General features: G+C 42.6%; 19 protein-coding genes. 9 read left to right on the top strand and 10 right to left on the bottom strand.

The genetic code is table 11. The features are described 5' to 3' along the window. Window positions 1–425 precede the first annotated feature (425 nt). The 4 genes from WS34_RS00700 to WS34_RS00715 are packed head-to-tail and all read left to right on the top strand — an operon-like array spanning window position 426 to window position 3,856. On the top strand, window positions 426–1,475 hold the full coding sequence (locus WS34_RS00700; RefSeq protein WP_022161359.1) for a TolB-like 6-bladed beta-propeller domain-containing protein: 1,050 nt from the start codon (window positions 426–428) through the stop codon (window positions 1,473–1,475). 20 nt (window positions 1,476–1,495) lie between these two features. Next, window positions 1,496–1,996: a hypothetical protein gene (locus WS34_RS00705; protein ID WP_046402475.1), complete on the top strand. Its 501-nt coding sequence runs from the start codon at window positions 1,496–1,498 to the stop codon at window positions 1,994–1,996. A 59-nt stretch (window positions 1,997–2,055) separates the two neighbouring features. Continuing rightward, on the top strand, window positions 2,056–3,237 hold the full coding sequence (locus tag WS34_RS00710; protein WP_046402477.1) for a hypothetical protein: 1,182 nt from the start codon (window positions 2,056–2,058) through the stop codon (window positions 3,235–3,237). Window positions 3,238–3,295: 58 nt separating this feature from the next. Beyond that, window positions 3,296–3,856 (top strand): redoxin domain-containing protein, encoded by a 561-nt coding sequence (locus WS34_RS00715; protein ID WP_046402479.1) that lies wholly within the window; start codon window positions 3,296–3,298, stop codon window positions 3,854–3,856. Here the strand turns inward: WS34_RS00715 and WS34_RS00720 are convergent. Then, the gene (locus WS34_RS00720; protein WP_046402481.1) at window positions 3,853–4,524 is read right to left on the bottom strand and encodes a response regulator transcription factor; all 672 of its coding nucleotides are present in this window, start codon (window positions 4,522–4,524) and stop codon (window positions 3,853–3,855) included. The two genes, WS34_RS00715 and WS34_RS00720, sit on opposite strands and share 4 nt — an antisense overlap. Continuing rightward, on the bottom strand, window positions 4,512–5,855 hold the full coding sequence (locus WS34_RS00725) for a sensor histidine kinase (RefSeq protein ID WP_286693573.1): 1,344 nt from the start codon (window positions 5,853–5,855) through the stop codon (window positions 4,512–4,514). Before WS34_RS00725 ends, WS34_RS00720 begins: the two co-directional genes overlap by 13 nt. 95 nt (window positions 5,856–5,950) lie before the next feature. On the opposite strand from WS34_RS00725, the gene WS34_RS00730 reads away from it, so the two are divergent. The 3 genes from WS34_RS00730 to WS34_RS00740 all read left to right on the top strand — a co-directional run bounded on the left by WS34_RS00730 (window position 5,951) and on the right by WS34_RS00740 (window position 9,367). Beyond that, entirely contained in the window at window positions 5,951–6,193 is a 243-nt protein-coding gene (locus WS34_RS00730; protein WP_046402484.1) for an NVEALA domain-containing protein, read from the top strand. A gap of 9 nt (window positions 6,194–6,202) precedes the next feature. Further along, window positions 6,203–7,273, top strand: a complete 1,071-nt coding sequence (locus WS34_RS00735) for a BF3164 family lipoprotein (protein WP_046402486.1) — start codon at window positions 6,203–6,205, stop codon at window positions 7,271–7,273. A gap of 1,038 nt (window positions 7,274–8,311) precedes the next feature. After that, window positions 8,312–9,367, top strand: a complete 1,056-nt coding sequence (locus WS34_RS00740; RefSeq protein ID WP_286693574.1) for an O-antigen ligase family protein — start codon at window positions 8,312–8,314, stop codon at window positions 9,365–9,367. On the opposite strand, the gene WS34_RS00745 is transcribed toward WS34_RS00740, so the two are convergent. Further along, a complete protein-coding gene (locus WS34_RS00745; protein WP_046402489.1) occupies window positions 9,343–10,008 on the bottom strand; it encodes a response regulator transcription factor in 666 nt (221 codons plus the stop codon). The two genes, WS34_RS00740 and WS34_RS00745, sit on opposite strands and share 25 nt — an antisense overlap. A 9-nt stretch (window positions 10,009–10,017) precedes the next feature. Further along, on the bottom strand, window positions 10,018–11,340 hold the full coding sequence (locus WS34_RS00750; RefSeq protein WP_286693575.1) for a sensor histidine kinase: 1,323 nt from the start codon (window positions 11,338–11,340) through the stop codon (window positions 10,018–10,020). An 856-nt stretch (window positions 11,341–12,196) separates the two neighbouring features. On the opposite strand from WS34_RS00750, the gene lepB reads away from it, so the two are divergent. Next, the gene (gene lepB / locus WS34_RS00755) at window positions 12,197–13,075 is read left to right on the top strand and encodes a signal peptidase I (RefSeq protein ID WP_046402493.1); all 879 of its coding nucleotides are present in this window, start codon (window positions 12,197–12,199) and stop codon (window positions 13,073–13,075) included. A gap of 55 nt (window positions 13,076–13,130) precedes the next feature. Here the strand turns inward: lepB and WS34_RS00760 are convergent, their stop codons facing one another. After that, complete coding sequence (locus WS34_RS00760; protein WP_022159422.1) at window positions 13,131–15,413, bottom strand: bifunctional dihydroorotate dehydrogenase B NAD binding subunit/NADPH-dependent glutamate synthase; 2,283 nt, start codon at window positions 15,411–15,413, stop codon at window positions 13,131–13,133. Between the two features lie 218 nt (window positions 15,414–15,631). Here WS34_RS00760 and WS34_RS00765 point away from each other — a divergent pair, with 218 nt between their 5' ends. Continuing rightward, window positions 15,632–15,964 carry a translation initiation factor gene (locus tag WS34_RS00765; protein ID WP_013611586.1) on the top strand — a complete coding sequence of 111 codons (333 nt, stop codon included), beginning with the start codon at window positions 15,632–15,634 and terminating at the stop codon, window positions 15,962–15,964. A gap of 149 nt (window positions 15,965–16,113) precedes the next feature. On the opposite strand, the gene WS34_RS00770 is transcribed toward WS34_RS00765, so the two are convergent. From WS34_RS00770 to WS34_RS00790, 5 genes are read right to left on the bottom strand one after another with little or no spacing between them, the layout of a single operon-like run. Then, complete coding sequence (locus WS34_RS00770; RefSeq protein ID WP_046402495.1) at window positions 16,114–18,504, bottom strand: ABC transporter permease; 2,391 nt, start codon at window positions 18,502–18,504, stop codon at window positions 16,114–16,116. 30 nt (window positions 18,505–18,534) lie between these two features. Next, a complete protein-coding gene (locus tag WS34_RS00775) occupies window positions 18,535–20,946 on the bottom strand; it encodes an ABC transporter permease (RefSeq protein WP_286693576.1) in 2,412 nt (803 codons plus the stop codon). Window positions 20,947–20,959: 13 nt separating this feature from the next. Next, window positions 20,960–21,172, bottom strand: coding sequence for a hypothetical protein (locus WS34_RS00780; RefSeq protein WP_286693577.1), 213 nt, complete (start codon window positions 21,170–21,172; stop codon window positions 20,960–20,962). Continuing rightward, complete coding sequence (locus WS34_RS00785) at window positions 21,169–22,419, bottom strand: efflux RND transporter periplasmic adaptor subunit (RefSeq protein ID WP_046402500.1); 1,251 nt, start codon at window positions 22,417–22,419, stop codon at window positions 21,169–21,171. Before WS34_RS00785 ends, WS34_RS00780 begins: the two co-directional genes overlap by 4 nt. Before the next feature lie 5 nt (window positions 22,420–22,424). Next, entirely contained in the window at window positions 22,425–23,939 is a 1,515-nt protein-coding gene (locus WS34_RS00790; RefSeq protein ID WP_046402502.1) for a TolC family protein, read from the bottom strand. Window positions 23,940–23,944 lie beyond the last annotated feature (5 nt).

A 23,944-nucleotide genomic window follows, 5' to 3' on the forward strand; every position in this document is an offset into this window, starting at 1 on the left:
CTGAGTTACTGAGTTACTAAGGTATGAGTTGGAGAAGTTAAAAGAATTATTAAGTTGAGAAGAGTTTATAATCCCCATACTTATTTCAATTCAGTGTAATTTTATTGAAAACTTATTTAACTCAGCAACTCTTTTAACTCAGTAACTCAGCAACTCTCCAAGAAGATTGTTACTGTTATCCCCAATCCGAATTTTTTCTGGTCATAGATGAATGTAGCCGACGTCTTTTCACCTATTCCCAAAATCCCCCAAAACCGAAACCAGGCTCCCTTAACTAATATAACTTGTAATCCTTTTTAAAACTTTATTCATTATCTGATTTTAAGCTGTAACTAATCAGCTCGTCCATCCGTCCTACATGTGATATCTCGGTTTTTGACCGGATCAAATGGACCACCAGGTTACAAATGAATAAAATCAAGCATATGAATAAAACTCTACTTTTCCTGCTGTTACCAGGACTCCTGATTTCCTGTAAACCCACTCCCCCATCCGGAGATAACGGGGAGATCGTTCCCCTGACTTCGGAATGTTTGTTAAAAAACAGTGACCTATATATGAAATATCCATATAAAATAAAAGTACAGGATTCTATAATGTGTATTTGGGACCTGCATGGAGGAGATCGGTTCTATCATCTCTATTCTTATCCTGAGCTGCAATTCATCACTTCCTTTGCCGTGAACGGCCGCGGGCCGGAAGAATATATTTCGACAGGAGGATTTTGTATGGACGAGCAACATATTTATGTTTTCGACACTAGCCGGGCCCGCCTTTCGATCTTCCGGAAAGACAGTCTGATGCAACAACGCATTTCCCCTGCCCGGATAATCGACTACCCTCAAGCCGGCATTCCGATACTGAATTTTTGCCGGACGGACCAAGGGTTTGCCTTGCTCAATTTCGACGGACCGGAACGGATTGCATTTATCGATACTTGTGGACATCTGCTGAACAAAAAATACGAGATTCCGTGGGGAAATACCGCAAAAAACAAAGCCTACCCGACGATGACAGCCTCACTATGGAACTCTTATCTCGACTATAATCCCGACAATCACCTATTAGTCCTTGTCACCCAAAACGGAGAATTACTGGAAATCCATAACCTGGCGTCGGATTCTTCCCGGTTCATTGTCGGCAAAGGAGGTGAACCTGATTTTTTGAGTGATAAAAACGGACTCCTTGTCGGCAAAATCAAGGGTTATCAGGATGTACAAGTCGGGAAAAAAGCCATCTACACCTTATTCTCGGGCACCGATCACCAAGAAGAACTCAAAAAAATGATGAAGGGGCAGCCTACTCCTGATGGTGGCAATTTGTTTTTAGTATACGACCTCGACGGTAAGCTGATCCGGAAATTTTTGCTCGATCACTATACCAATGGTATAGATGTCCACGAAGACAGCAATATACTTTATACCGTAAGTTCTTCTGAAGAAAATGCAGTCAACAAATATCGGTTACCACTCTGATAGCCTATTACTGAAAATCTATGAAAAAAATTTTTTATTACCTTTTGCCTCTCTTCTTGTTGAGTCAGTCCGGAACAGCCCAACAAGATTCATTGACTTTACGGATTACAGACGAAAAAGGCCAGATCATCATCGGAGCCGTAGTCCTGCAATATCCCGAATCGTATCTTCTCGGAGCCTCTAATGAAAAAGGTGAGGTAGAAATAAAGGGGCTCCATATCCCCGCTCGGCAACAACTCGTTTTTCAATGCCTGGGATATGAGATGAAAGCCCTGCCTTTTCAAGCAGTGAAACAACATCCGAACGTCCGGTTAAAAGAAAAAACCACCGAATTGCCCGAAGCAGTAGTCCTCGCACAACCACTGCCTCGACTTCTCGCTCTCACTCACAAACAACTTTACAAAAAATACCCGGCGAAAAAAGAATATGTCCGGTATTATGCCCCTGCCTCCTACTATAAATCGGTAGAATGTAAAGGCCATTGCGTAAATCTACGCCATGAATACGGGCTTTTCATTTGATGAAAGTCCAAACGGCCAGAACCATCCTTTTCAATCACTTTTTTAAACCCTAATCCGTCATGATAAAAGTCTTTATCTACAGCTGTCTGCTCCTCGTTTTCCTCATAAATTGTAAAAGCAACATCCCGGAAGCCCGGAATAAGACCGATTATTCACAAATTACTCATTATTCGTCACGTTCCGCTCATCCGATATCTTCCGTCAATTTCGATACCATACGAATCGATGCCGGTAATGAAAACGAAATGACTTCCCTGCTAGGGAGTTTTCTTTTTCTGGGAGATACCCTTTGTTTTGCCGACCGGGAACAATCTACCCTATTCCTCTACGATCGGGACGGGCGTTTTTTGGGTACCCATCTATCCTACGGAAGAGGTCCGCAGGAAATACAGGGGATCTATGAGATTACCGCACTCCCACAAGGAGGTTATGCAATTATAAACGACTGGCATTTGAATATTTTCAATCAAAGTTGGGGAGGGAAACAACAGTTACGGATCGACTGGCAAAACGATAAAACCCCCGAAATCCTGCTCGCTTCTCCAGGTCCTGACGAAAGTGGAATTTACGAAATCGAACACTTTACCGGTCGATTATGCCCACTGGGAAACTATCTGGCCATCGCTATCGTTACCGACTGTATTACTTACAACGGTTTCCGTTCGAACAGCCAGGCAGCTCATTTTTATGAAAACAGTTATACCCTGGGACTCATCGATCCCCGTACCGGCAAAGTAGAACGGATGATGTGTACCCATTCTCCCATTTATAAACAGTACCGTTATATTCCTAATTTCAAGTCGATTCTATTCGATACCGATACAGAAAATACCTTATTTTATTCTTTCCAGATCGACTCCCTGATCTATCAAACGGACTTTAAGAACAACACCCTGCAATCTTTCGGCCTAGCCGGCCATCCGATGAATACGGATTACAGAGAAACCAATACTTTCGAAGAAGCCACTAACAATTACAAGGAAGATTATAAAAAATTCGGTTCTTACCGTTACCTGAAATACATCCCTGAAACCAAAGTCCTGTTCAGAAACTTTTACCATGGAGAACCTTCTTGCGGGGAAACCGTTCAAGCCTATAAAAATCAGACCCTGGTAGCAGAATTCAATGTACCCGACAACTTTCGGATATTCGGTTATTCAGCCCCTTATTACTATGCGTATGGCAAACCAGATCTCGACACCGAAAATATGATTATTTACAAATTCAAATTGGAAATTTAAACACGATTGACAAAACTTTTCTAATTTTGCATTCATAAATAGAAAACATCTATCGATTATGGTAAAATTTTTTAGTATTTGCCTAGTGGTATTACTCCTCAGTAGTTGCCATTCACGCCGGAAAGAAATAGCTCGAATCGTTGAAGAATGGAAAAATAAAGAAGTTATTTTTCCGGATCCCTTATTGCTAAAAGTACAAGGGCGGGATACCATCCTCCCGGATTTTCAGGAACGCAAATATAAAATCCTGAATTACATCGACACCAGTGGTTGTACGGAATGCCGGATGAAACTGGCCGAATGGCAATTATTGAAACAGGAAATCGATAGTATGGGTTACGATGTCGACATCCTATTCGTTGCCTGGGTCCACAATTACGACGAATTGGAAATCCTGCAACGTGCCAATCGTTGTCAGCTACCCTTCCTATACGATCCGCAGGGGGATATGCAAAAAATCAACCAGTTCCCTGCTGAACCGGCTTTCCAAACTTTCCTGCTTGATTCGCTCAACCGGGTCCTGCTTATCGGTAGTCCGGTCGAAAACGATAAAATCTGGACCCTCTACCAACGTTCCCTCTCCTCTTTAAACTCCGGGATTCCAGGACGGAATCCCTAGCGGGTCACTTTGAGCATATAGCCGTTGAATTTGTCAGTGACAATGGAGGCCGAAGTCAGTGAAATTTTATGCCGTAGGATACTGATGTATTTATTCAACTGCAAATGCAATTTATAATCATCCTTATCCCATCCTGCTTTGATCAATAATTCACGGGAAACTGTTTTCTCGCGGTTACGGCAAAGCATGGTAAAGATTTTAAATTCCAATCCCACCAATTTTTCTTTTCTTTCTCCGATCCATAATTCTCCGGAAAGCAGATCGAAAAATGATTTTTCTCCCAAGCGGATTTTATCACTGCCATTTTTACTTAGACAATTATACACCTGTGCTGCCACAACGGCAGGCGCGCAATTTTTCACCAGATAGGTATAGGCGCCACTTTCGAGTCCACGCATCTGGTTGGCTTCATCCCCTAACGAACTATAGATCACTATCGGTGTATAGTGGTCGGTAAGCCGGATAATTTGCAGCACCTCAAACCCATTATGACCGGGCATATCGACATCCAGCAAAACAACATTCGGTTGCCGCTCCCGGAACAGTTTCAGTGCCTCCGTCCCATTGGTAGCTACAATTACTTCAAATCCCCTCTCTTCGAGTTGCTCCGCAACCTCCATCACAGTCAGAGGATCATCCTCTGCATATAAAACCTTCAATTTTTCCATGATACCTGTGGTAAAATAATTAAAAACTTGCTACCGTTTCCTATTTCACTCTCTATATGTATTTTCCCTCCGTAAGCACAAACCACTTTATGTACGAAGGTCAACCCCAAACCAAATCCTGTTGTTTTCGTGACTTGCTGATTTCTGACACGATAGAATTGCTTAAAAATCTGTTTTTGATCTTTAGGTGCAATTCCCATGCCATTGTCTTCAACACCCAAAATATAATCAGTCCCCTCTTCATAGAAATTAATTTTAACGACCGGATGAACTCCTCCATATTTAATAGCATTGTCCACTAAATTGATAACAATATAATTGAAATATATTTTATCGAGGCAAGGGTATCCGAGTCCTTCGGCAATGTGATACTCCACCCGGGCATATTTTCGGATCATCGTAAACATTTCTGTGATCATCTCCAATTCCAGTTGCAGGTCGATCGGTTCGCGTTCCACCTCCAAAACCGAAGTTTTTAAAGAGGTCAGCATAGTATCGGTAATATCGGCCATCTTCATCAAACGTGCCTTTATCATCCCTAATTTTACTTCATCTGTAGGACATAAAGCAGATTCCTTCTGTTTCAACATCCCTCCTATCGCCGAAATCATCATAGCTAAAGGCTTTTTCAGCTCATGTTCCAAATGGGCAATTCCCATGGTCTGTACCCGTACACTTCTTAGTGTCATCTTTATCGAATTCCATTGCCAGACTAAACAAATAACGAAACCAATCAGAAAAAGTAATTCAATCCATAATACTCCTTTAAGGGCTCGGAAAACGAAAGGAAGTTTGAAGGAGGCCGTGATTTGGTGTTTGTAATCATATCCTAAATTTAGCGGAGAAGTAATGATAGTAGATGTACTTCGAAAAGAATTATCAGAAGTCATTATAACATTATTACTATCTTGAATTACTAAAGTCGGAATTTCAGTAATTCCTTCTTCTTTAAGATTTGTATAGTATTTAGATTTAATATCATTAATATCGATACAATTATTATAGAACAGACAATCATAGATTATTCTCGAACTTAAATTACTGTATATATCCATTGACACATTACTGATACTATCTTTCCTATATCCATATTTCCAAAAAAACAAATTATTAGGATGCCAACCATAGTTTAGTTCTAAAGTTGTCATTGCGTATAAATTTTTACTATCAATAAATTTTTGAACAGTGGTAGACAATACGCGATCAACAGTTTGTCTAAATTCATCAACTTTCATTTCACGAACTCGAAACAACCACATTCCTTGTCCCAATAGCACACACACTAACAAACCTACCGATAAACGTCCCATTATTCGCATACTGTTTTTCATACACCTGCCCTCTAGAATATTAAAGAATACATATTTTTTTACAAAAATAAGAATCTTTCCTAAGTTTGTACGCTGAAAATAAATAAATACTCAAAATGAATAAAAAAGTTAAATTTTTAATAGGTATTAGCATTATATTAGTTTCTCTATTTATTAATTTTGTTTTCTCTGAAAAACCAAACTTTTCAAAAATCATATTTGATAATATAGACGCATTAGCAGAAGGGGAATCTGGTAATAAGCCTAAACCTACGTGTATTCTTTCAGGTTATATTTGTTCTGGAGTTGATAAAGATGGAAATGTAGGGACATTTTATGGTTTAGATTTTGAACGCTAACTTAAAAAAATGAAAAAATTACACTATATCATCATCTCTGCCCTCCTGTTTGGAGGTTGTCAATCTGATCCGAGATTAGAGAGTGAAACTTCGCCGTTGGTACGGACGAAAGTTTCAGAGCTTTATTACGCTCAATCGGATAATATCGATTTAGAGGCATTAAACATTGTATCCCCTTCTAAATTTGTAAAGAAAGGAAACTTATATGCCATCCTGACCCCGAACAGTGCTTATCGTTTTGCCATATACGACAGTGAAAGCGGCAACGTTACCCGTTTAGTACCGGCAGGAAAAAACGAAGGTGAAGGGATGTACTATATTAGCATGAATCTACAAGGCGATATCGTTTCAGCCTTTGATTTCGGTTCCGGGCGATTGGTTGAAATCGACCTAAACGAATATGCCACGCCAGGTTACCGACCTGTTTTCACCAGTCTTGCGGAAGATGGAAAGACTCCATTCGGAGCAATCCGACTCGATGAAAGAATTTTATCCACAGGTCTCTACACTGCAGGGCGTTATTGTATTAATCAGGCCACAGGGCACAACTCCTATAGCGTAAGTTATCCAACCTGTGCCGCCCCCACTCTAACCGACACGTTAAAAAGTATTTTCTATGCCAGTAATATTTTGGCTCTGAACCCTACGCATTCTAAAGTCGCCTGTGCTAATATGCAATCCGGTTGTCTGGATATTTGTGAAATTCATGATAACGAACTGAGTCGTATCAATGAAGTCCATATGACTACCCCAAGAGTTAAATTCAACAGACATCGTCCGAAAGGCCGAGGCCTGACTCATCCGGTGACTTATTCCCGAAATAACGTGTTCGGATTCTGCGATTTGGCGGTATCGGAGAATTATATTTTCGCTCTGTATTCAGGAAGAACCCTGAAAGATTATAATCTGGATGTGGACAAAGGAAAAACAATCGTAGTATTCGATTGGAATGGTTTACACGTCCGGACTTATCAATTACAGAATGCTTGTTCAGCAATCAGCTATGATGCAGCGGACAATACAATTTATGCGCTGTCACAAGAAGGCAACAAACCTCAAATCATTACGCTGAATTTATAGATTCAAGCAGGGGATATTCTACCCGACGACGAGTATTGGAGAGAGCAAGTTGAGCAGTTAACTATTTTTTCCTAAGGGCTGCGTTTCTCGTTCCTCTCCTTTTTTATTTCTCCGGGCGAAAGTTATAATTGCCAATTATTTTTATAAATGGTATAGTCTGCAGGTCTCTCACAAAGAATTTTATTACATTAGTCAGATCACAAAACACAACTTCTATAGTCCGAGTCATTCTACCTGTACCGACTCCACTATAACCGACACGCTAAAAAGTGTTTTATACCAGTAACATTTTGGCTCTGACCTCTACGTATTCAAGAGTGGTCTGTACCAGATACCACTGTTTACCAACAAGTTAATGATCATTTTTTAGAATGGTATATTAAAGAATATAGACTGTTTTTTAGTCAAAAAGATCTTTTCTACATTTACAGTGTAGAAACAAATAAACAACAGATGAAGAAGAAGTAAACCGTAGCTTATCACTTTAGTTATATAAAGTCAGCCGGTTAAAACTAAATACAACGCAAAGGAGAGAGCATAGTAAAAGTGGAAAAAAACATTTCCCAAGCCCACTTTTCTTGCTCTTCTCCTTCTTATCAAAATGTTTTAGCAACAAACAACTCACAATAAATAGATTATCGATTATTTTAATTTTTGGTATATTAAAGAACATAGACCATTCTTTAGAAAAAATAATCTTTTCTAAGTTTGTCATGTAAAGATAAAAACAAATAATGAAGCATAGATGATAAATGATGGGGAGAATATCAGGTAGGTGATAAAACCCTAAGATTAAATAGTTGATACACAGCAACTATTTGGTGGAGAGTGAACCGAAGTTAGATAGAAATCCCAAGTCAATCTTTCTGAAGTTCCTCTTCATTTGTTTTTAGATAACAGAAAGCGATTTTTTAAATTGCAATGGAGTCGGCAAAGTATTAACTCTAGTTTTGCAATCAAGTGATTAACAAAAATTTGGGACCAGTACGGCAGCTGGTATTTTATTTTCATCTCCAAGATTTATGGGGTATTTTGTTTATGGGAAATGCTTTTCTCAACAGTGAGTCTTCTCATTTTTCAGATATACAGGCATTTAATCTCATTCTATTGGGAATTCTTTATCTTACGGTAAGGATATTGTCAGGACTTTCCCAATATATTCAGCTAACGGTAGTCTTAGGGTTACTTTTCTATTTCTTGGGTGAAGCAATAGCAGGTTTCGGTCAGATCCACGATTTCGTAACTCCCCGCCACCTTATAGCTCAGATGAGCGGCAGTTTCCAAAATTCTGAAAACTATGACGGTCTTCTGGCTTGTCTGCTTCCGTTATCTCTTTCCCTGGCTCTCCGGGCGAACGATGCTCCGAGTAAAAGATATCTCGTTGTACCTGTGTTATCGGGGTTCTGTACATTTCTGGTGCTCACTCTAATTCCAGCTAGCATGAATCCTTGTTGCTGGTTTATTGCAGGAATAGGATGTTATGTTGTAGTTCTCTACCATTTCCGGACTTTCCGTAGCTATAAGTTATTATTACGTTGGTATCCGAAGAGGGTTATTTTCTTTACCCTACTCCTTTTTGTCCTCCTATTTAAGATCGGAGACTCGATGTACACCTCGATGAAAAATCCGGAAGCAGATTGTACTTTTTTATGGGAACAAAGCGTCGGACTTATCCGTCGATCTCCGGATCAGGGATATGGCTTAGGAAGTTTCAGCCAACTGGTATCCATTCCTCATCTTTCTGAAAAAGGTTCCATTTCACCCGATTCTCCTGAAATATGGGCTATCGACAACCATACTTCCTACTGTTTTAACGAATATTTACGGATCACGGTAGAAAACGGAATACCAGGTCTCCTCTGGTTTCTCTTATTCCTGATCACGGCTTTTTACAATGCCCTTCGCTGCGGACAAATCGGTCTTAGCGGTTGTCTGTCAGCTTTCGGTATATTTGCTTATTTTTCGAACATTTTCGATATTATTCCTTTGAGTATAATCTTGACAATTATACTGGCACTCTGCGGTAGAAGGCTACCGTTCCTGCAACCTCATTGCAGGAAACGTCCCGCTTATTGTTCGATTTTAAGCCAATAACCCAAGGGCTTTTCGGTAAGGATATATACCGAATGATCACCTTTCAGCAATTTTCGTAAACGGCTGACCATTTTGTTGAGTTGCAGACTGCAATTAGGGGCCTGACTATTCCAACCTGCTTTCAGTAAATCTTCGCGAGCAACCAGAGTATTGCGGTTTTTACATAGGATGGAAAATATCTTATTCTCCAACATGGTAAGGTGATAGACAACATCCGACACCCTCAGGTTACAAGCCGAAAAATCATATTCGACCCGTTTACTCAAACGGATCACTTCCTCCCCACTTCGGGCTATACATCGCTGGATTTGGGCTAACAGCAGCGTCGGACTATAATTTTTCAGTAAGTAAACGTTAGCGCCCCATTCCAAACCTTTGATCTGTTTTTCTTCATCAATCAGGCAACTATAAATAATGACAGGTGTTTGGCTATCCTGAAGCCGTATAAACTGCAAGACCTCGAGTCCGTCTTTTCCAGGCATATCCACATCAAGAACGATCAGATCGGGTTTACAGGCAATAAATTTTTCCAGGGCTTCATTGCCATCGTAGGCGACAATAACTTCATAACCATTATTCTCCAGTTTTTCCTGAACTTCCATGACTGTCATAGAATCATCTTCTGCATACAAAATTGTCATTTTCCGTTTTTATTGTGGTAATACGACGATAAAGCTGCTGCCTACTCCAACTTTGCTTTCCACCTGAATATCTCCCCCATAGGTATCCACCACCTTCCGGACAAAGGTCAATCCTAAGCCAAAGCCCGTCGTTCTACGCACGCACCTAGTATTCATCCGATAAAATGCCCGGAAAATACGCTTCTGTTCTCGTTTTGGAATGCCGATCCCATTATCTCTGACAGCGATTACAAAATTATCATTTTCTTTCCAACAATCAATAGTTACACAAGGATGCTCACCACTATATTTTATAGCATTATCTACAAGATTGACCACCATATAAAAGAAATAGACCTGATCCAGACAGGCCGAAGTAGCCTCAGGAGTGATATGAAAACTCACTTTTGCATAGGGTTTGAGTATCTCGAAAAGTTCGAGTACCATGTCCATTTCTTGTCTGACATTCAAATCGGCACACTTGAATTGGGGTGTGGAATTACCACAAATCATGAGTAAAGTATCTGTCATATCAGCCATTTTGATCAATCTTACCCGCATCATTTTCAATTTCAGCTGCTCCCGTGCGGTCAGGATATCTTTGTTACTTTCCATCAGATCCTCTACTGCATTCAATAAAATCGCTATCGGTTTTTTCAGCTCATGTTCTAGATGAGCAGCCCCCATCATCTTTACTTCCGAAGCTTTCCAAAAAGTGTGAATGTAATGCCATTGCCACAATAAACTCAATATAAAACCGAGCAAAAAAATAACTTCCAGCAGCAAGATACCCATAAAAGCGTTGAATACAAAAGGGAGTTCGAAGGAAGCGATCAGGTGATGCTGAAATCCGCATCCCAAATTTGCCGGCACTGCCTGAATTAACTTATCGGAGCCGGAAACTTTCCCGCAAGTGAGTAAGATATGACCTGTATTCCGGTCTGAGATGGCCCAACAAACCAACGGAGGCATAGAACGTTCGGTCAAGGCATTCCGCAATAAAGAATCGAGTCGTCTCACATCGAGCTCCCGATTCTCGTACAAATCATCATATAACAAGTGGATTTTGTCCTCAGAAAATACATAGAAATGATTTACGGGAAAACATTTTTCATCTTTATTTTCTCTTAATCTCCCATTACGGAAAGAAGAATCTCTACCATAAGCCAAATACTTAAGCCCCTCGTCTGCAATATATTCCTCCGCCACTTCCGAAAGAAGATAACCTGCCCGCATTTTGAATTCTTTAACTTTCAATTCACGCACATGATAGATCCAGACTCCTTGTCCTAAGAAAAACAAGAATAACATAATGAGCGTTAATACATTGATAATCTTTATATTATTATTCACCACATAAAAGTTTTGTAAAAAGAATATTATAGAATACTTGTTTTAGCACAAAAATATAAATCTTTTATAATTTTGCTTTTGAAAAAACAAAAAACAATATTCAAAAAAGAGAAAAAACTGACATTTATAAATAATGATATAATTGTATCAGTTTTCTTATTTGAGTAAATAAATTAACTAATTTGAAAATAATACATAAAAAATAAATACAAACAAGTAATTTTACGTGCCTACAGTTCATAAACCGATTTAACCTATTAGAAAAAGAAAAACAGCATCAGAATATTTTGTAGGATTACCCATATTTCAAAATATAATGAGGTATTGAAATAGCCAGACCGGCAAGAACAAACGCTATATTTAAGTTACCTAGGATTGCCGACCTTACTATAAAGACGTTGCAAAGCGTTCTTGTTTATTCCGTAACGAAAAAAGCAAGCATTATCACTCTTGCCCGGTCTGAGCTAATTTGAAAGTTTTATATAATGAATCAAGCAATAGAAAGCATAACTAGATGATCACTGCCGACTCATCTACATGGGAGGAAAAGAAACCAAGGAAAGTATTCCCAAGTTAATCCTTGCAGGTTCTACCTCCCTTTCTTTTTGTCACTATTTCAACATATTCTTCACTTCTCCGTTTTGACATACACAGGCATACCGACCAGTTCTTTTTCATATTTTTCCTTTAAACTCTCTTTAAATTTAAACATTTTTTGCAAGCGGTCCCCGCAGGCTGTAACTCACGGGGAGGGAGAAAGCGGGCTATTGTTAAATAAATCGTGGAAAGTGATATATTTTTAAAATTATCGTTAACTTCAACCGTTCAATAAAACGGTGTTTCCGATCAGATTATAATGAAAAAAATTATCAAAAATATACTTCAATATATTGCAGTCATCGTTATTTCGTTAGTGATAGCAATCTTGTTACGGCTGTTTGTCGTCGATTTTTATTCCATCCCCAGCGACTCCATGCAACCGACGATAGAACCGGGAGATTTTATTATGGTAAATAAATTGAGTTTCGGTGCGCGGATGTATAAAAATTTCGATTTTCTGAAAGACCGAACAGAACCGGAAACTTACCGGATCAAAGGCTTTTCGAAAATTCATAATGGGGATGTGCTGGTTTTTAATTTTCCCTATTCAGGAGGATGGGACAGGATCAGTATGCACCTTTCCCGTTTCTATGTCAAACGCTGCATCGGTATACCGGGCGATAGTCTGCAAATCAAAGGGGGATTTTATGAAATCAACGGTCGGCGGGGAATAGGCAATCTGAACGATCAGGAGATGCTTTCCAATTATCGGGGTGAATATCCGCAGGGAATATACAACACTTATCCATTCGACTACCGGATAGGCTGGAACTTTATAAATTTCGGTCCCCTTTATCTGCCCCGTAAAGGGGATACCTTACCAATCGATACTTCAGCTGTCCGGATCTATTATAAAATGATTAAATACGAAAGTGGGCTGAACTTGCAAGAGCGAGAAGGTCAGGTGTGGTGTGGCGATTCGCTGGTCGAGCGTTATACTTTCCGTACCAACTGGTATTTTATGGGCGGTGACAATATGTGGAATTCTCAGGATTCGCGCTATCTGGGGCCTATCCCCGAAGAATTTATCATCGGTAAAGCGACCTTGATTCTGACAGCCAAAGATCCCGAAACGAAAGCCTATCGCTGGAGGCGTTTTTTTACCCGGATCAGGAAAGAGGTAAAGAACAGATAGGAGCTGACCACAAAAGCTAAAACTTTTGGACCAGCTCCTTCTCTATAAAGACCGATTACGATCTTAGCTGAGCATCCATATGAGCAGCTGCCCGGCGTCCGTCTCCCATAGCGAGGATCACCGTAGCTCCTCCCCGGACAATATCCCCACCGGCATAAAACTCCGGCAGATTCGACTGCATGGTAGCATCATTCACGACAATCGTACCTTTCTTAGAAACTTCCAGTCCGGCCACCGAACGGGGAACGATCGGATTAGGCGAAACTCCGACAGCTACCACTACCACATCGGCATCGATCAGGTATTCGCTCCCTTCAACCGGCACAGGACGACGACGTCCGCTGGCATCGGGTTCACCAAGTTCCATTTTCTGAACCCTGACTTGTTTTACTCTTCCCTTTTCATCAGCGATATATTCTACCGGATTGGTCAAAGTGATAAATTCGCATCCTTCTTCCTTGGCATGTTTCACCTCTTCGAGACGTGCAGGCATTTCTTCTTCACTGCGCCGGTAAACAATCATCGCTCTCTCGGCTCCCAAACGTTTAGCGGTACGAACAGAGTCCATCGCTGTATTTCCACCACCGACTACGACTACATTTTTTCCCCGGTAGACCGGCGTATCCGAAAACTCGTTATCAGCCCCCATCAAATTCACCCGGGTCAGGTATTCGTTAGAGGAAAGCACCCCATTCGCATTCTCTCCCGGAATATTCATAAAATTAGGTAAGCCTGCACCGGAAGCGACATAAAATCCTTTGAAACCCTCCTTTTTCAGGTCTTCGATACTTTCGGTCATCCCAACGATAAAGTTGGTTACAAACTTCACACCCATTTTTTTCAGGTTACCGATTTCCACATCTACGATATGATTCGGCAGACGGAATTCAGGAATACCGTATTTCAATACCCCTCCAATCTCGTGAAGCGCTTCGAAAACCGTAACCTCATAGCCTCTCTTCACCATATCTCCGGCAAATGAAAGTCCCGAGGGTCCTGAACCGATCACTGCTATTTTTATTCCGTTGGGAGCAGCCACTTCGGGTATCGCCATCTGACCGGATTCGCGTTCAAAATCAGCTGCAAAACGTTCCAGATAACCGATAGCTACCGGTGCTTTTTTCATTTTTTGCAGATAAAAACATTTCGATTCACATTGTTTTTCCTGTGGACATACCCGTCCGCACACTGCCGGCAGAGCACTGGTCTTTTTCAATACGGCAGCAGCTTCAAGAATCTCTCCACGCTCGATATTTTTAATAAATCCTGGAATATCGATCCCAACAGGACAGCCTTCCATACAGGTCGGATTAGCACAATCCTGGCAACGCCGGGCTTCCTGCATAGCCATTTCTTTCGTCAGCCCGGTATTCACTTCCAGGCGCTGGCTAGAGATCCGTTCCTGAGGAGTACGTTCAGGCATTTTCACCCTTTCGATCATCGTACGCTCTTTCGCTTTCACAGTTTCGCGCAGTGCTTTCCGCCAATCGGCATTCCGATCGCTCAGGGCACATTCGCCATGATGTACGAATTCCTCCATTTTTTCGGTTTCCGCCCCTTTAAAGCCTCCCAAGCGAGACAACATCTCATTGAAATCAATCTGATGGGCATCGAATTCAGGTCCGTCGACACAAGTAAATTTGGTCTTTCCACCGACAGTAACCCGGCAGGCACCACACATACCGGTACCATCCACCATGATAGCATTCAAGCTGGCAATGGTCGGGATTTCATATTTTTTAGTAAGTAAAGCACAAAACTTCATCATGATAGCCGGTCCGATAGTTACACACAGATCCACTTTTTCACGACCGATCACTTCTTCCATCCCCACGGTTACAACTCCTTGTTTACCATAACTTCCGTCATCGGTCATGATGATCACTTCATCGGAAGCTTTGCGCACTTCATCTTCCAGAATAATCAGTTCTTTAGTACGAGCAGCCAAAATACTCACTACCCGGTTACCGGCAGCCTTAAAGGCCCGTATAATCGGCAACAGAGGAGCCACACCGACACCACCTCCACAAGCCAACACGGTTCCCACTTTCTCTATATGAGTCGCTTTGCCCAATGGTCCTACCAAATCCGTTATATATTCTCCTTCTTCGAGATTACATAATTTGGTAGAAGAAACTCCCATTTTCTGGATCACAAGCGTAATCGTACCTTTCACCGGATCAGCGTCCGAAATCGTTAACGGCATCCGTTCGCCTTTTTCACCTACCCGTACAATCACAAAATTACCCGGTTTCCTGGATTTAGCTATTAAAGGAGCCTCGACGACCATTTGCACCACCTTCTCAGAGAAGTACGTTTTTTTCAGAATCTTATTCATTTTTTATACGTTTATAGTTCTTTGTTATATGGGCCGTATGGAATATTTTTCAATTCCACCTTTTGGTGATACAAAATTAGTGGCTATTTTCTCACAAACAACCCTTTAACAGAAAATTAAACAAAAAGTTCTATATTTGTATTTCTATTAAGAGATGGGAGAGAGGTGAAGATGAAAGATTAGGGATATATCATCTCAGAAATTTAAGATATTAGTTTATGAAAGCAGATAAAAAGAACCGAATCCACGTAGTTTATTCCACTGATCCGAACTATAATTACGAATACAATAACGAGACAGAAGACGAGACATTACCTCCGGAAAAACAAAATCTGAGAGTAATGCTCGACTCCAAACAACGTAAAGGGAAAACGGTCACCTTAGTACAGGGCTTTGTAGGCAGGGAAGACGATCTGAAAGAACTGGCCAAACTGCTAAAAAACAAATGCGGAGTCGGCGGATCGGTAAAAGACGGAGAGATCATCATTCAGGGAGAAGTGAAAGAAAAAGTCCTGAATATCCTCCGGGAAAATAAATACCGGGCCAAATAAAGGTTGTTCCATTACGTTCCAGCGATTTTATCAATTTAATTTTCCTCTGAAAGACGATATTATCTTCTTTCAGAGGAGTTTGTCAAGTCACTTCAGCCTTCTCCTTTCTGTTTCAGCCCTTAGCCTATAGCCTCCCGGCCTTTTACCTCTTATTCATCCCTCAGTGCCTCCACCGGATTCACCCGGATGATCGCGCGTATTTTCCAGGCAATGGTCAAAGCCACCACCGTCACCATCACAAAGATTATAAAAATCCAAAAAGCCGGACCGTGATCGAAATGCAGGGTAAACCTCTGAAGCCACAAATGCATGATCCAGTTCAGAAAAGGGAAAGTGAGCACCATCGCCGCCACTAATAACCTCAGGTATAACCGGGCAAAGAGACGTACAATCACATAAGCCGATGCTCCGTTGATTTTACGGATAGCGATTTCCTTTCGTCGCCTTTCGGTATCGATACTGATCGCCGAATAAATCCCCAGAACAGTAATCGACAGGCACACCAGCGTGAAAAACAGCAACATCGATTTCATCTGTTCCTGGGAGTGATTTTCTTTCTGTACCAATTCTTCCAGTGTAAAAACCCGGTTGTCCAGACTTTCCGGCACTTCTTCGGCCAGCATACGTTGCACCGTCTCCATGACCTTCGCTTTGGAGCCGGGAAGTACTTTAAGATAACACCACCTGGGATGTTCACTCAACATCCATAAACGTGCCCACATATGACTTTCTGCATAAATCTGAGGAATAGCTTCCACCACCCCACAGATATTTATTTTTTTCCCATCGATATCTTCAAATCCATCGGTGATGACCTTTCCTCCGTATATGCCGTCGATAATCCGGTCAGCCACCCTTTGCCCCGGATACTTAAACATTTCGCCGGCAAGTACGGGAATATGAAAGAAAGAAGCAAAATTCGGTCCGGTCCGCACCTCACAGAATTCCCGGTACTGCCCTTCCCCCAGCCGAACCGTCGTCGTCGAAAAGTGTCCGCCGAACAAATCCTTATCCATCGGCAAGACCTCGGTGACACCGGCAATCTCTCCGAACCGGGCGATATAAGCCGTTTCCAATCCCTGCAACTGCGGATAGGTGAGATTAACTTCGAGGATATGCTCCCTCTCCTGCTTATCGAGAAAAGGAAAAATATTCTTCATATTCATTTCCGATTGTAAATAAACAGCCAGTCCGCCGGTAAAAAACAGGAAACAAATCACCAATTGCATACCCAACATCCAATTCCGTAATCTGTTTTTTCTTATTTTCAGGGAGGTTCCTATACCGGTCTGTATGCTCTGACGATTCAGCCGATGGGAAATCCCCCAGCAAACTCCCAGAAACAGGACGACACAGCCCCCCAGATATTGTAACAAATGGCGGAACAGCATAGCCGGCTCAAAAACGATCATCTGCCTCGTCAGACTAAAATCCAACCTATCGTATAGTAATTCGAGCAAACAAGCCACGATAATCCCGACAGCCATAAGCATGATCATCGTTTCGGCAAATAACAACCCCAATAGCTGCCGACGACTACTCCCGATAGCCCGGCGGATATTGTATTCCTTTTGTCGATTCAGAAAATTACCGCTGATGAAAATAAAAAAATTCAGTACCGCCACCAACAGGATCAATAATCCGATGCATAAATACCCATAGCCGAGATCATGATAATATTCCGTACTGTTCTTTCCGGGTGATAATAACTGCGGTCTTCCTTCCATTCCCGAGACAAAAATCTTATTTTTTTCGGGATCGATCCTTTGATTCACCGTTTCTTTTTTCACTCCGGGATATAGCAAAGCAAACGTCGTACATCCGGTCCCCTCTCCCGGTATATACCCGGCAAATCGGCCCTGCTGATCGTTAATCAACAGGGCATCAATCCGATTCAGGAGACTATAACTGGCATTCACCGGCAAATCCTCCATCACTCCCGACACCACATAATCGATAGCGGCCAATTCTTCCGGAGTATAATTTCTTTCGGACCTTCTTGTCAATTTATTCGGATGGAATACCTTACCGATCGGATTTTGTTTTCCAAAAATCCGACGTGCAGCAGACCGGCTCAATACTACAGCATTCTTTTGCCGGAACAACTGCCGCCAATTTCCTTCGGTCAGTTGCACCGAGAAAACCTTCTGGAAATTGCTGTCGGCCTCGATCGTATAAAGCATACAGACCAAAGGTTTTTTCTCTCCGCGTTCGAAGGTTACATTCATTTGTCCCCCATAGGATACTGCCGTACAACACTCGATCTGTCCCGGGAAAGCCGTTTCCATATCCCCGGCCAAAGTCGGCGGTGTCCCGGCAAAATAATCCTGCAACTCCTCGCCTTCTCCTACCTTGATCTGTATCTCCGCCATCCGGTCATAGTTAGGGAAGACCTTATCTATCGAAAAGAACAAACGGGCACAAAAATTACACAATACAAAACAGAATAATCCCATCGCCAGACCGACTACCGCAATTCCGGCCGATACTTTATATTTACAGATATTACGCCAGGCAACAATCAAAATGTGTGGAATCATAATTTCATATCAGTTACAAAAGTTACATCTTCAATCGTTTTTCAATACCTCGGTCGGATTCACCCGGATGATTTTCAGCAATTGAGACCCGATTGTCAACAGCATAATGATCATCATCAGAATAAAAATCGCAGCAAACACGTCCGGTCTCAACGTGATCCGGTGGCTATATTCTTCCAGCCACCGATCCATCGTCGCGTATATCAGCGGAAAAGCGATACAGGCGGCAAAGATCAAGAGTTTCAGATAATGCAGACAAAAGATCCCGGCAATATCCGTCAAAGTAGCTCCGTTGATTTTACGGATAGCCATCTCCCGGCTTCGTTTTTCCACGGCCAGCATCATTGCCGAATACACACCCAAAGCACTGATCAGTATACAAAAAACAGCCAGCCAAAAGATCATACTGCCGAGTTCGATCACCTTACTTAAATAGCCTTCCATATCTACCCAAAGATTTTCAATATATAGAGGGGTAAACGAACTCAACTGAGCTTGCACTTTATCTTTCAATGGCTGTATCCCTTGCTGAACATATCCCGGCCTGAATTTCACATAAAGCGTTTCGTTGATATAACCTTCCGGGAAAGGCAGGTAAATTCCCGGTATGATCCGGAGTTCGTATCCTACGGGTAAAAGATTCTCCATGATACCGATAATCCGGTAAGTAATCACTCCCATCATCCCATCGATAGTCACAGACTTTCCGATCGGATTTTCACCCAGCCAATCGGCAAATGCCCGGTTAACGACCATCACATAAGGTTCACCGGTCTTGAAAAAGCGCCCCTCCTCCATTTTCGCATGGATAAAATCGGTATAGTTCGGGTCGACACAATTATAGTTCAACGTCACTTCTTTCTCTTCCTCCACACCTTCTATCCGATAGCCTTTGGGATACATCATCCAGGGAGCGAGTAATCCGGTACCACTCCGGCACCATTCTTCGGCATAGGGATTCGCCGCCAGCATATCGCGCATTTGTTTCCGGATCGGCTCGAGACTCTCACCATTCAGATTAAAGGCATAAATACGCTCCATCTCCGCCCGGGTCATCCCCCCAGCCATCTGGCTTTCCAAGGCTTTTTGCTGATTCTGCATAAACCAGGAGAGACCGATCAGGAACATACAAATGACCAGTTGGATTCCCAATAGCACTGTCTGCATACGGGCGCGGTAGGCAATCCCTCCTCCTTGTAAATTACGTAACATAGTCGCTTGCCGTACCTGCCGGATAATTCCGTATCCGACAGCCAACATCAACAGCCACACTCCGATCAGGTATTCGGATAAATCACCTCCCATTTTAATCACCCAACTCCCACCCTCGGAAAAATTCATATAATAGGTCCATTCCCCCGCAAAATACATCGAAATCAGTTCCAGCATGGCCGCCGCTATCACTCCGGTGATGAGCAAAGTCAGGGTTATTTCGACCATAAACAGCTGAAGCAGCCTCCCTGATGTCGCTCCGTGGAGTTCCCGGATACCCAGTTCTTTCCTGCGGTTAAACATCCTGCCGGCCGTAAACAACAGGAAATTGAACAGCGCTGTCAGCAAGACCAGCAACCCGATCCCGGAAAATATCAATCCCGCCTTACTCAATAGAGGCTTCCCGGTCAGTTTCTTATAGTCTTTGTAAGGATAAACTTTCACAGTCAAAGATGTATTTCCCCTCCACTCCGGATGTTTCTCCATATAAACACCGATTTTCCGGTTCAGCAATTCATAGGAAGTCCCCTCCCGCAAGCGATAGTATACGAAAACATAATCCCTGTATCGGGCCTGACGCAATGCATCGGAATTCAGGACCACCCCGTCCCCATACTGAAAATCCGTACGATGCGGAAAATTTTCCATCATCGCCGCCACGGTCCAGGAACGCTCAGTATTCTCAAAATCATTTACTTCTGTAAAACTCTTTCCGACCGCTTCCGAAGTACCGAAAATTTTATCGGCCCCTTCGGATGTCAGTATCAAAACATCGGGTTGCTTTTTCAATTTCTCCCCATTCCCCGCCGTCAGCCGAAAATCATAAAAATCGAAAAAAGAACTATCCGTCAGCACAAAGAAAGCCTTCGCAGCTGTCTGTTTCCCATTTTCCTGCCCGACGACACATAATTTATCGCTGACCCCGTACATACTGACATAATATACCGATTTTTCAATCTCAGGAAACTCCTGTTTCAACTGTTCAGCCAAATCCAGGCTGACCAACCCATCGACCTCCCCATTTTCCCGGATAGTGACCAATTTATAAGTCTCCCCGTAATGGGGTAACTGTTTATTCCAGGCCAACTCTTTCCTCAACATATAATTACATACCGTAAAGCAGGATAATCCTCCGGCTAACCCGAGTACACAAATCACCGATTGTAACTTGTACTTCAATAAATTCCGGTATGCCATTTTCAGTTCATGACAACTCATCTCTTTATTCAATTTTCTATAATTTCTACTCTCCTTCTTTCAGGGCCTTTGCAGGATCGCTACCGACAGCCCTGTTCACTTGCAGAGCCACCGCCAGGAATACAATTCCAGTGATCAAAACGGCTACGACGACAAACAAGTGTATTCCCGAACTCAGGGATTGTAGTTTATATTCTCCCAGCTCCCGCCAGACGATCTTCAAATCCTGTCTCAACATGCCTGCCTGCTCTTTTATCATTTGAGAATCAATTCTTCGGCATCTCCAAAAGTATCGTAACCCGAGGTGATCACCCGATCCCCTGCTTTCAATCCTTCGATAATCTCATATTGACGCGGATTCTGCCGGCCTACCGTAATGGGTACTTTCACCGCTCTGTTACCGGATTCGTCCAATTTGTAGATCCATTGTCCTCCCGTATACTGGAAGAAATTACCTTTCGGAATAACGACGGCATCTTCGGGCTGTCCCAGTTCGACCTGTACCCGGTAGCTTTTCCCGATGCGTACATTATCGGGCATCTTTTCACAAAATACCAAATCGACATCAAAGGTACGGTCCTTCACCTCAGGAACCACCCGGGTAATTTTCAGCGGATATTTTTCATCCTGATAATTGATGGTGGCGGGTAGTCCGGTTGTAATCCGGTCGATGTAATATTCGCTTAGAGAAGTGTGGATTTTAAACTGGTCGAGCACTTTGATCTCGGCAATGCTTTCATTCGGGCCTACCTGTTGTCCCGTGGTCACTTTGACAAAGCTCAGCTGTCCCTTCACGGGAGCTCTGACCACCAATTTATCCAGACGTTCACAGGCCCGGGCAAATTTTTTCTTTTCGCGTTCGAGATCGCCTTGCATCAATTCTTTCCGGATCACCGTCACGGTAGAATCGTGCTGTAATCCCTCGAGTTGTAAAGCCGTACTTTTCTTTTTGTATTCGTACTCATCCCGGGCAACTTCGAGCTGCGCCTTGCTTTTCACTCCCATCTTATATTCTTCCTGATCCAAAACATAGCTTTTTTCGAGGCGCTCCAATTCATAAGCAGCCTGTAATACCTGTTGTTTCAAATTCAGGCTTTTTTGTTCCATCTCGATCGCTTTCTCGCGGAATGCAGTAATTTGTTTATCCAAATCATCCCTTTGGTCATCGATAGAACGGATCAGTTCCGGATTGGTCAGTACCAGGATAGTATCTCCTTTTTCCAGCATCACCCCTTCTTCGCCGATGATCTTATCGACACTTCCCCCTTCACGGGTATTTACTTTCAACGTCAGGATCGGTTGTACAATCCCTTCGGCATCCACATACTCCAGGAATTTATCTTGTCTCACCGTTTCGATCGACAGTTTATCGGCCTCTGTACGAAGCTTGCGTCCTCCCATCGAATTTACGACCACGTAAATCAAAAAGGAGAGAAAAACGATACCGGCAATCAGATAGTTCCGATAGCGGATGATAAAAGGTTTTTTTTCAAGAATCCGGTCCATACTATTTAATTTTCAAGTTTTTTATAATCTACACTGATCTCCGAATGGCGGGCAAAATCATAGAGCGTCATACTCCGGAGCATATAATACAAATTCCAGTAATTACTCAAAGCATAAAGGAAATTACGGCTGGCACTGTCTTTCTCGGTGACCGATGCATTCAAATCGAGGATAGTGGATTTTCCCAGCAAGTACAGTTTACGGGCCACCTCATGGCGGCGGCGGGCTGTCTGGTCGGTTTTCATAGCAATCTGTACCCGTTCGGCCTGCAAGTTGAATTGTAATACCAATTTACGGACATTCATTTCCAGGTTGTTCCGTTGTTGTTCCACCTGTATTTTCACCAATTCTTCCCTGGATTTCGCCACTTTCACCCGTCCGCGTCCACGGCCCCAGTCGAGGATCGGTAAGGAAATCCCGACACGAACCTGTTGCTGATCGTTGGGATTTGTATAGGCCTGGTTAAAAGTGGTCCCCGTCTGTGACAATCCGCACTGCACATACAGATCGGCCTTCAATCCGGCATTCGCCCTGGCCTGTGCCACACCACTCTTACTTTCTAATAATTGCCGTTCGAGATCATCTATATCGGGACTATTACGGTTGAATAATTCGTAGGCTTGCTCCGGATTCACCTGGACCCGGGGAACTTCGACATTTACCCGGACTTTCAGAATAACATTTTTATCCAGACCCAAATACACACACAAAGCCTGACGGCAGTTGTCCATTTCAATAGAAGCATCCATCACGTTGGTCGATTCGTTCAACCGATTGATTTGCAACTGTAAAAGTTCGTTTTCTGTGATCCGTCCGATCTCATACCTGCCTTTACCGAATTTATACAGAGTATCCGCATTATTGTAATTGAACCGGGCCATATCGTAATTACTCTGAGCCTGTGCCAAAGCGAAAAATTTATTCACCGTTTCAGCCGATACCAGCTCGAGCGATTCCACATAGGCCTTTTTCGCCTCCCGATAACGTACCGGTTCGATCCGGCGGTCCCATCTCAGGCTATTGTATCCGAACAAGGATTGGCTATAACCGATAATAATCGGGGAAGAACGGAAGGATACCGAATTAGAATCGAATAATTTCATCCGTTGTAACGAACTCTGTACAAAAAAACTACCTCCGGTCAGGGAGACATTTTGGGAAATCGACAATTCACCGTCTACCGTCAACATATTCTGACTGACGTATTTCTCCGAACCATCCCCCAAGGTGACTTTACTAATCGTTCGTGTCAGATCGGGATTAGACGAAAGCGTCAATGAAGGCAGATAATTCGCCCGAAAAGAACGATAACTCCAATAAGCCGAACGGAAAGTGTGACGGGCAGATACTGCTGAGGGAGAATTTGTACGGGCCATGTCGACAGCCTCCTGCAAAGTCAATTCGGTCACCTGACCGCTATCCCGGGCTACTTTAACCGCAAGATCGCCCCTATTCTGGGCCGAAAGCCCGGTAGCTACCAGTAATGACCATCCTGTGATATAGCATAATTTCAGGTTCATAGGTT

It is taken from the genome of Odoribacter sp. N15.MGS-14, from assembly GCF_000980245.1.
GTDB lineage: Bacteria > Bacteroidota > Bacteroidia > Bacteroidales > Marinifilaceae > Odoribacter > Odoribacter splanchnicus.

Excerpts from the sequence above, each read along its gene's own strand:
- WS34_RS00700 (WP_022161359.1), top strand. The coding sequence starts at position 426 with ATGAATAAAACTCTACTTTTCCTGCTGTTACCAGGACTCCTGATTTCC.
- WS34_RS00705 (WP_046402475.1), top strand. The coding sequence starts at position 1,496 with ATGAAAAAAATTTTTTATTACCTTTTGCCTCTCTTCTTGTTGAGTCAG.
- WS34_RS00710 (WP_046402477.1), top strand. The coding sequence starts at position 2,056 with ATGATAAAAGTCTTTATCTACAGCTGTCTGCTCCTCGTTTTCCTCATA.
- WS34_RS00715 (WP_046402479.1), top strand. The coding sequence starts at position 3,296 with ATGGTAAAATTTTTTAGTATTTGCCTAGTGGTATTACTCCTCAGTAGT.
- WS34_RS00720 (WP_046402481.1), bottom strand. The coding sequence starts at position 4,524 with ATGGAAAAATTGAAGGTTTTATATGCAGAGGATGATCCTCTGACTGTG.
- WS34_RS00725 (WP_286693573.1), bottom strand. The coding sequence starts at position 5,855 with ATGAAAAACAGTATGCGAATAATGGGACGTTTATCGGTAGGTTTGTTA.
- WS34_RS00730 (WP_046402484.1), top strand. The coding sequence starts at position 5,951 with ATGAATAAAAAAGTTAAATTTTTAATAGGTATTAGCATTATATTAGTT.
- WS34_RS00735 (WP_046402486.1), top strand. The coding sequence starts at position 6,203 with ATGAAAAAATTACACTATATCATCATCTCTGCCCTCCTGTTTGGAGGT.
- WS34_RS00740 (WP_286693574.1), top strand. The coding sequence starts at position 8,312 with ATGGGAAATGCTTTTCTCAACAGTGAGTCTTCTCATTTTTCAGATATA.
- WS34_RS00745 (WP_046402489.1), bottom strand. The coding sequence starts at position 10,008 with ATGACAATTTTGTATGCAGAAGATGATTCTATGACAGTCATGGAAGTT.
- lepB (WP_046402493.1), top strand. The coding sequence starts at position 12,197 with ATGAAAAAAATTATCAAAAATATACTTCAATATATTGCAGTCATCGTT.
- WS34_RS00760 (WP_022159422.1), bottom strand. The coding sequence starts at position 15,413 with ATGAATAAGATTCTGAAAAAAACGTACTTCTCTGAGAAGGTGGTGCAA.
- WS34_RS00765 (WP_013611586.1), top strand. The coding sequence starts at position 15,632 with ATGAAAGCAGATAAAAAGAACCGAATCCACGTAGTTTATTCCACTGAT.
- WS34_RS00770 (WP_046402495.1), bottom strand. The coding sequence starts at position 18,504 with ATGATTCCACACATTTTGATTGTTGCCTGGCGTAATATCTGTAAATAT.
- WS34_RS00780 (WP_286693577.1), bottom strand. The coding sequence starts at position 21,172 with ATGATAAAAGAGCAGGCAGGCATGTTGAGACAGGATTTGAAGATCGTC.
- WS34_RS00785 (WP_046402500.1), bottom strand. The coding sequence starts at position 22,419 with ATGGACCGGATTCTTGAAAAAAAACCTTTTATCATCCGCTATCGGAAC.
- WS34_RS00790 (WP_046402502.1), bottom strand. The coding sequence starts at position 23,939 with ATGAACCTGAAATTATGCTATATCACAGGATGGTCATTACTGGTAGCT.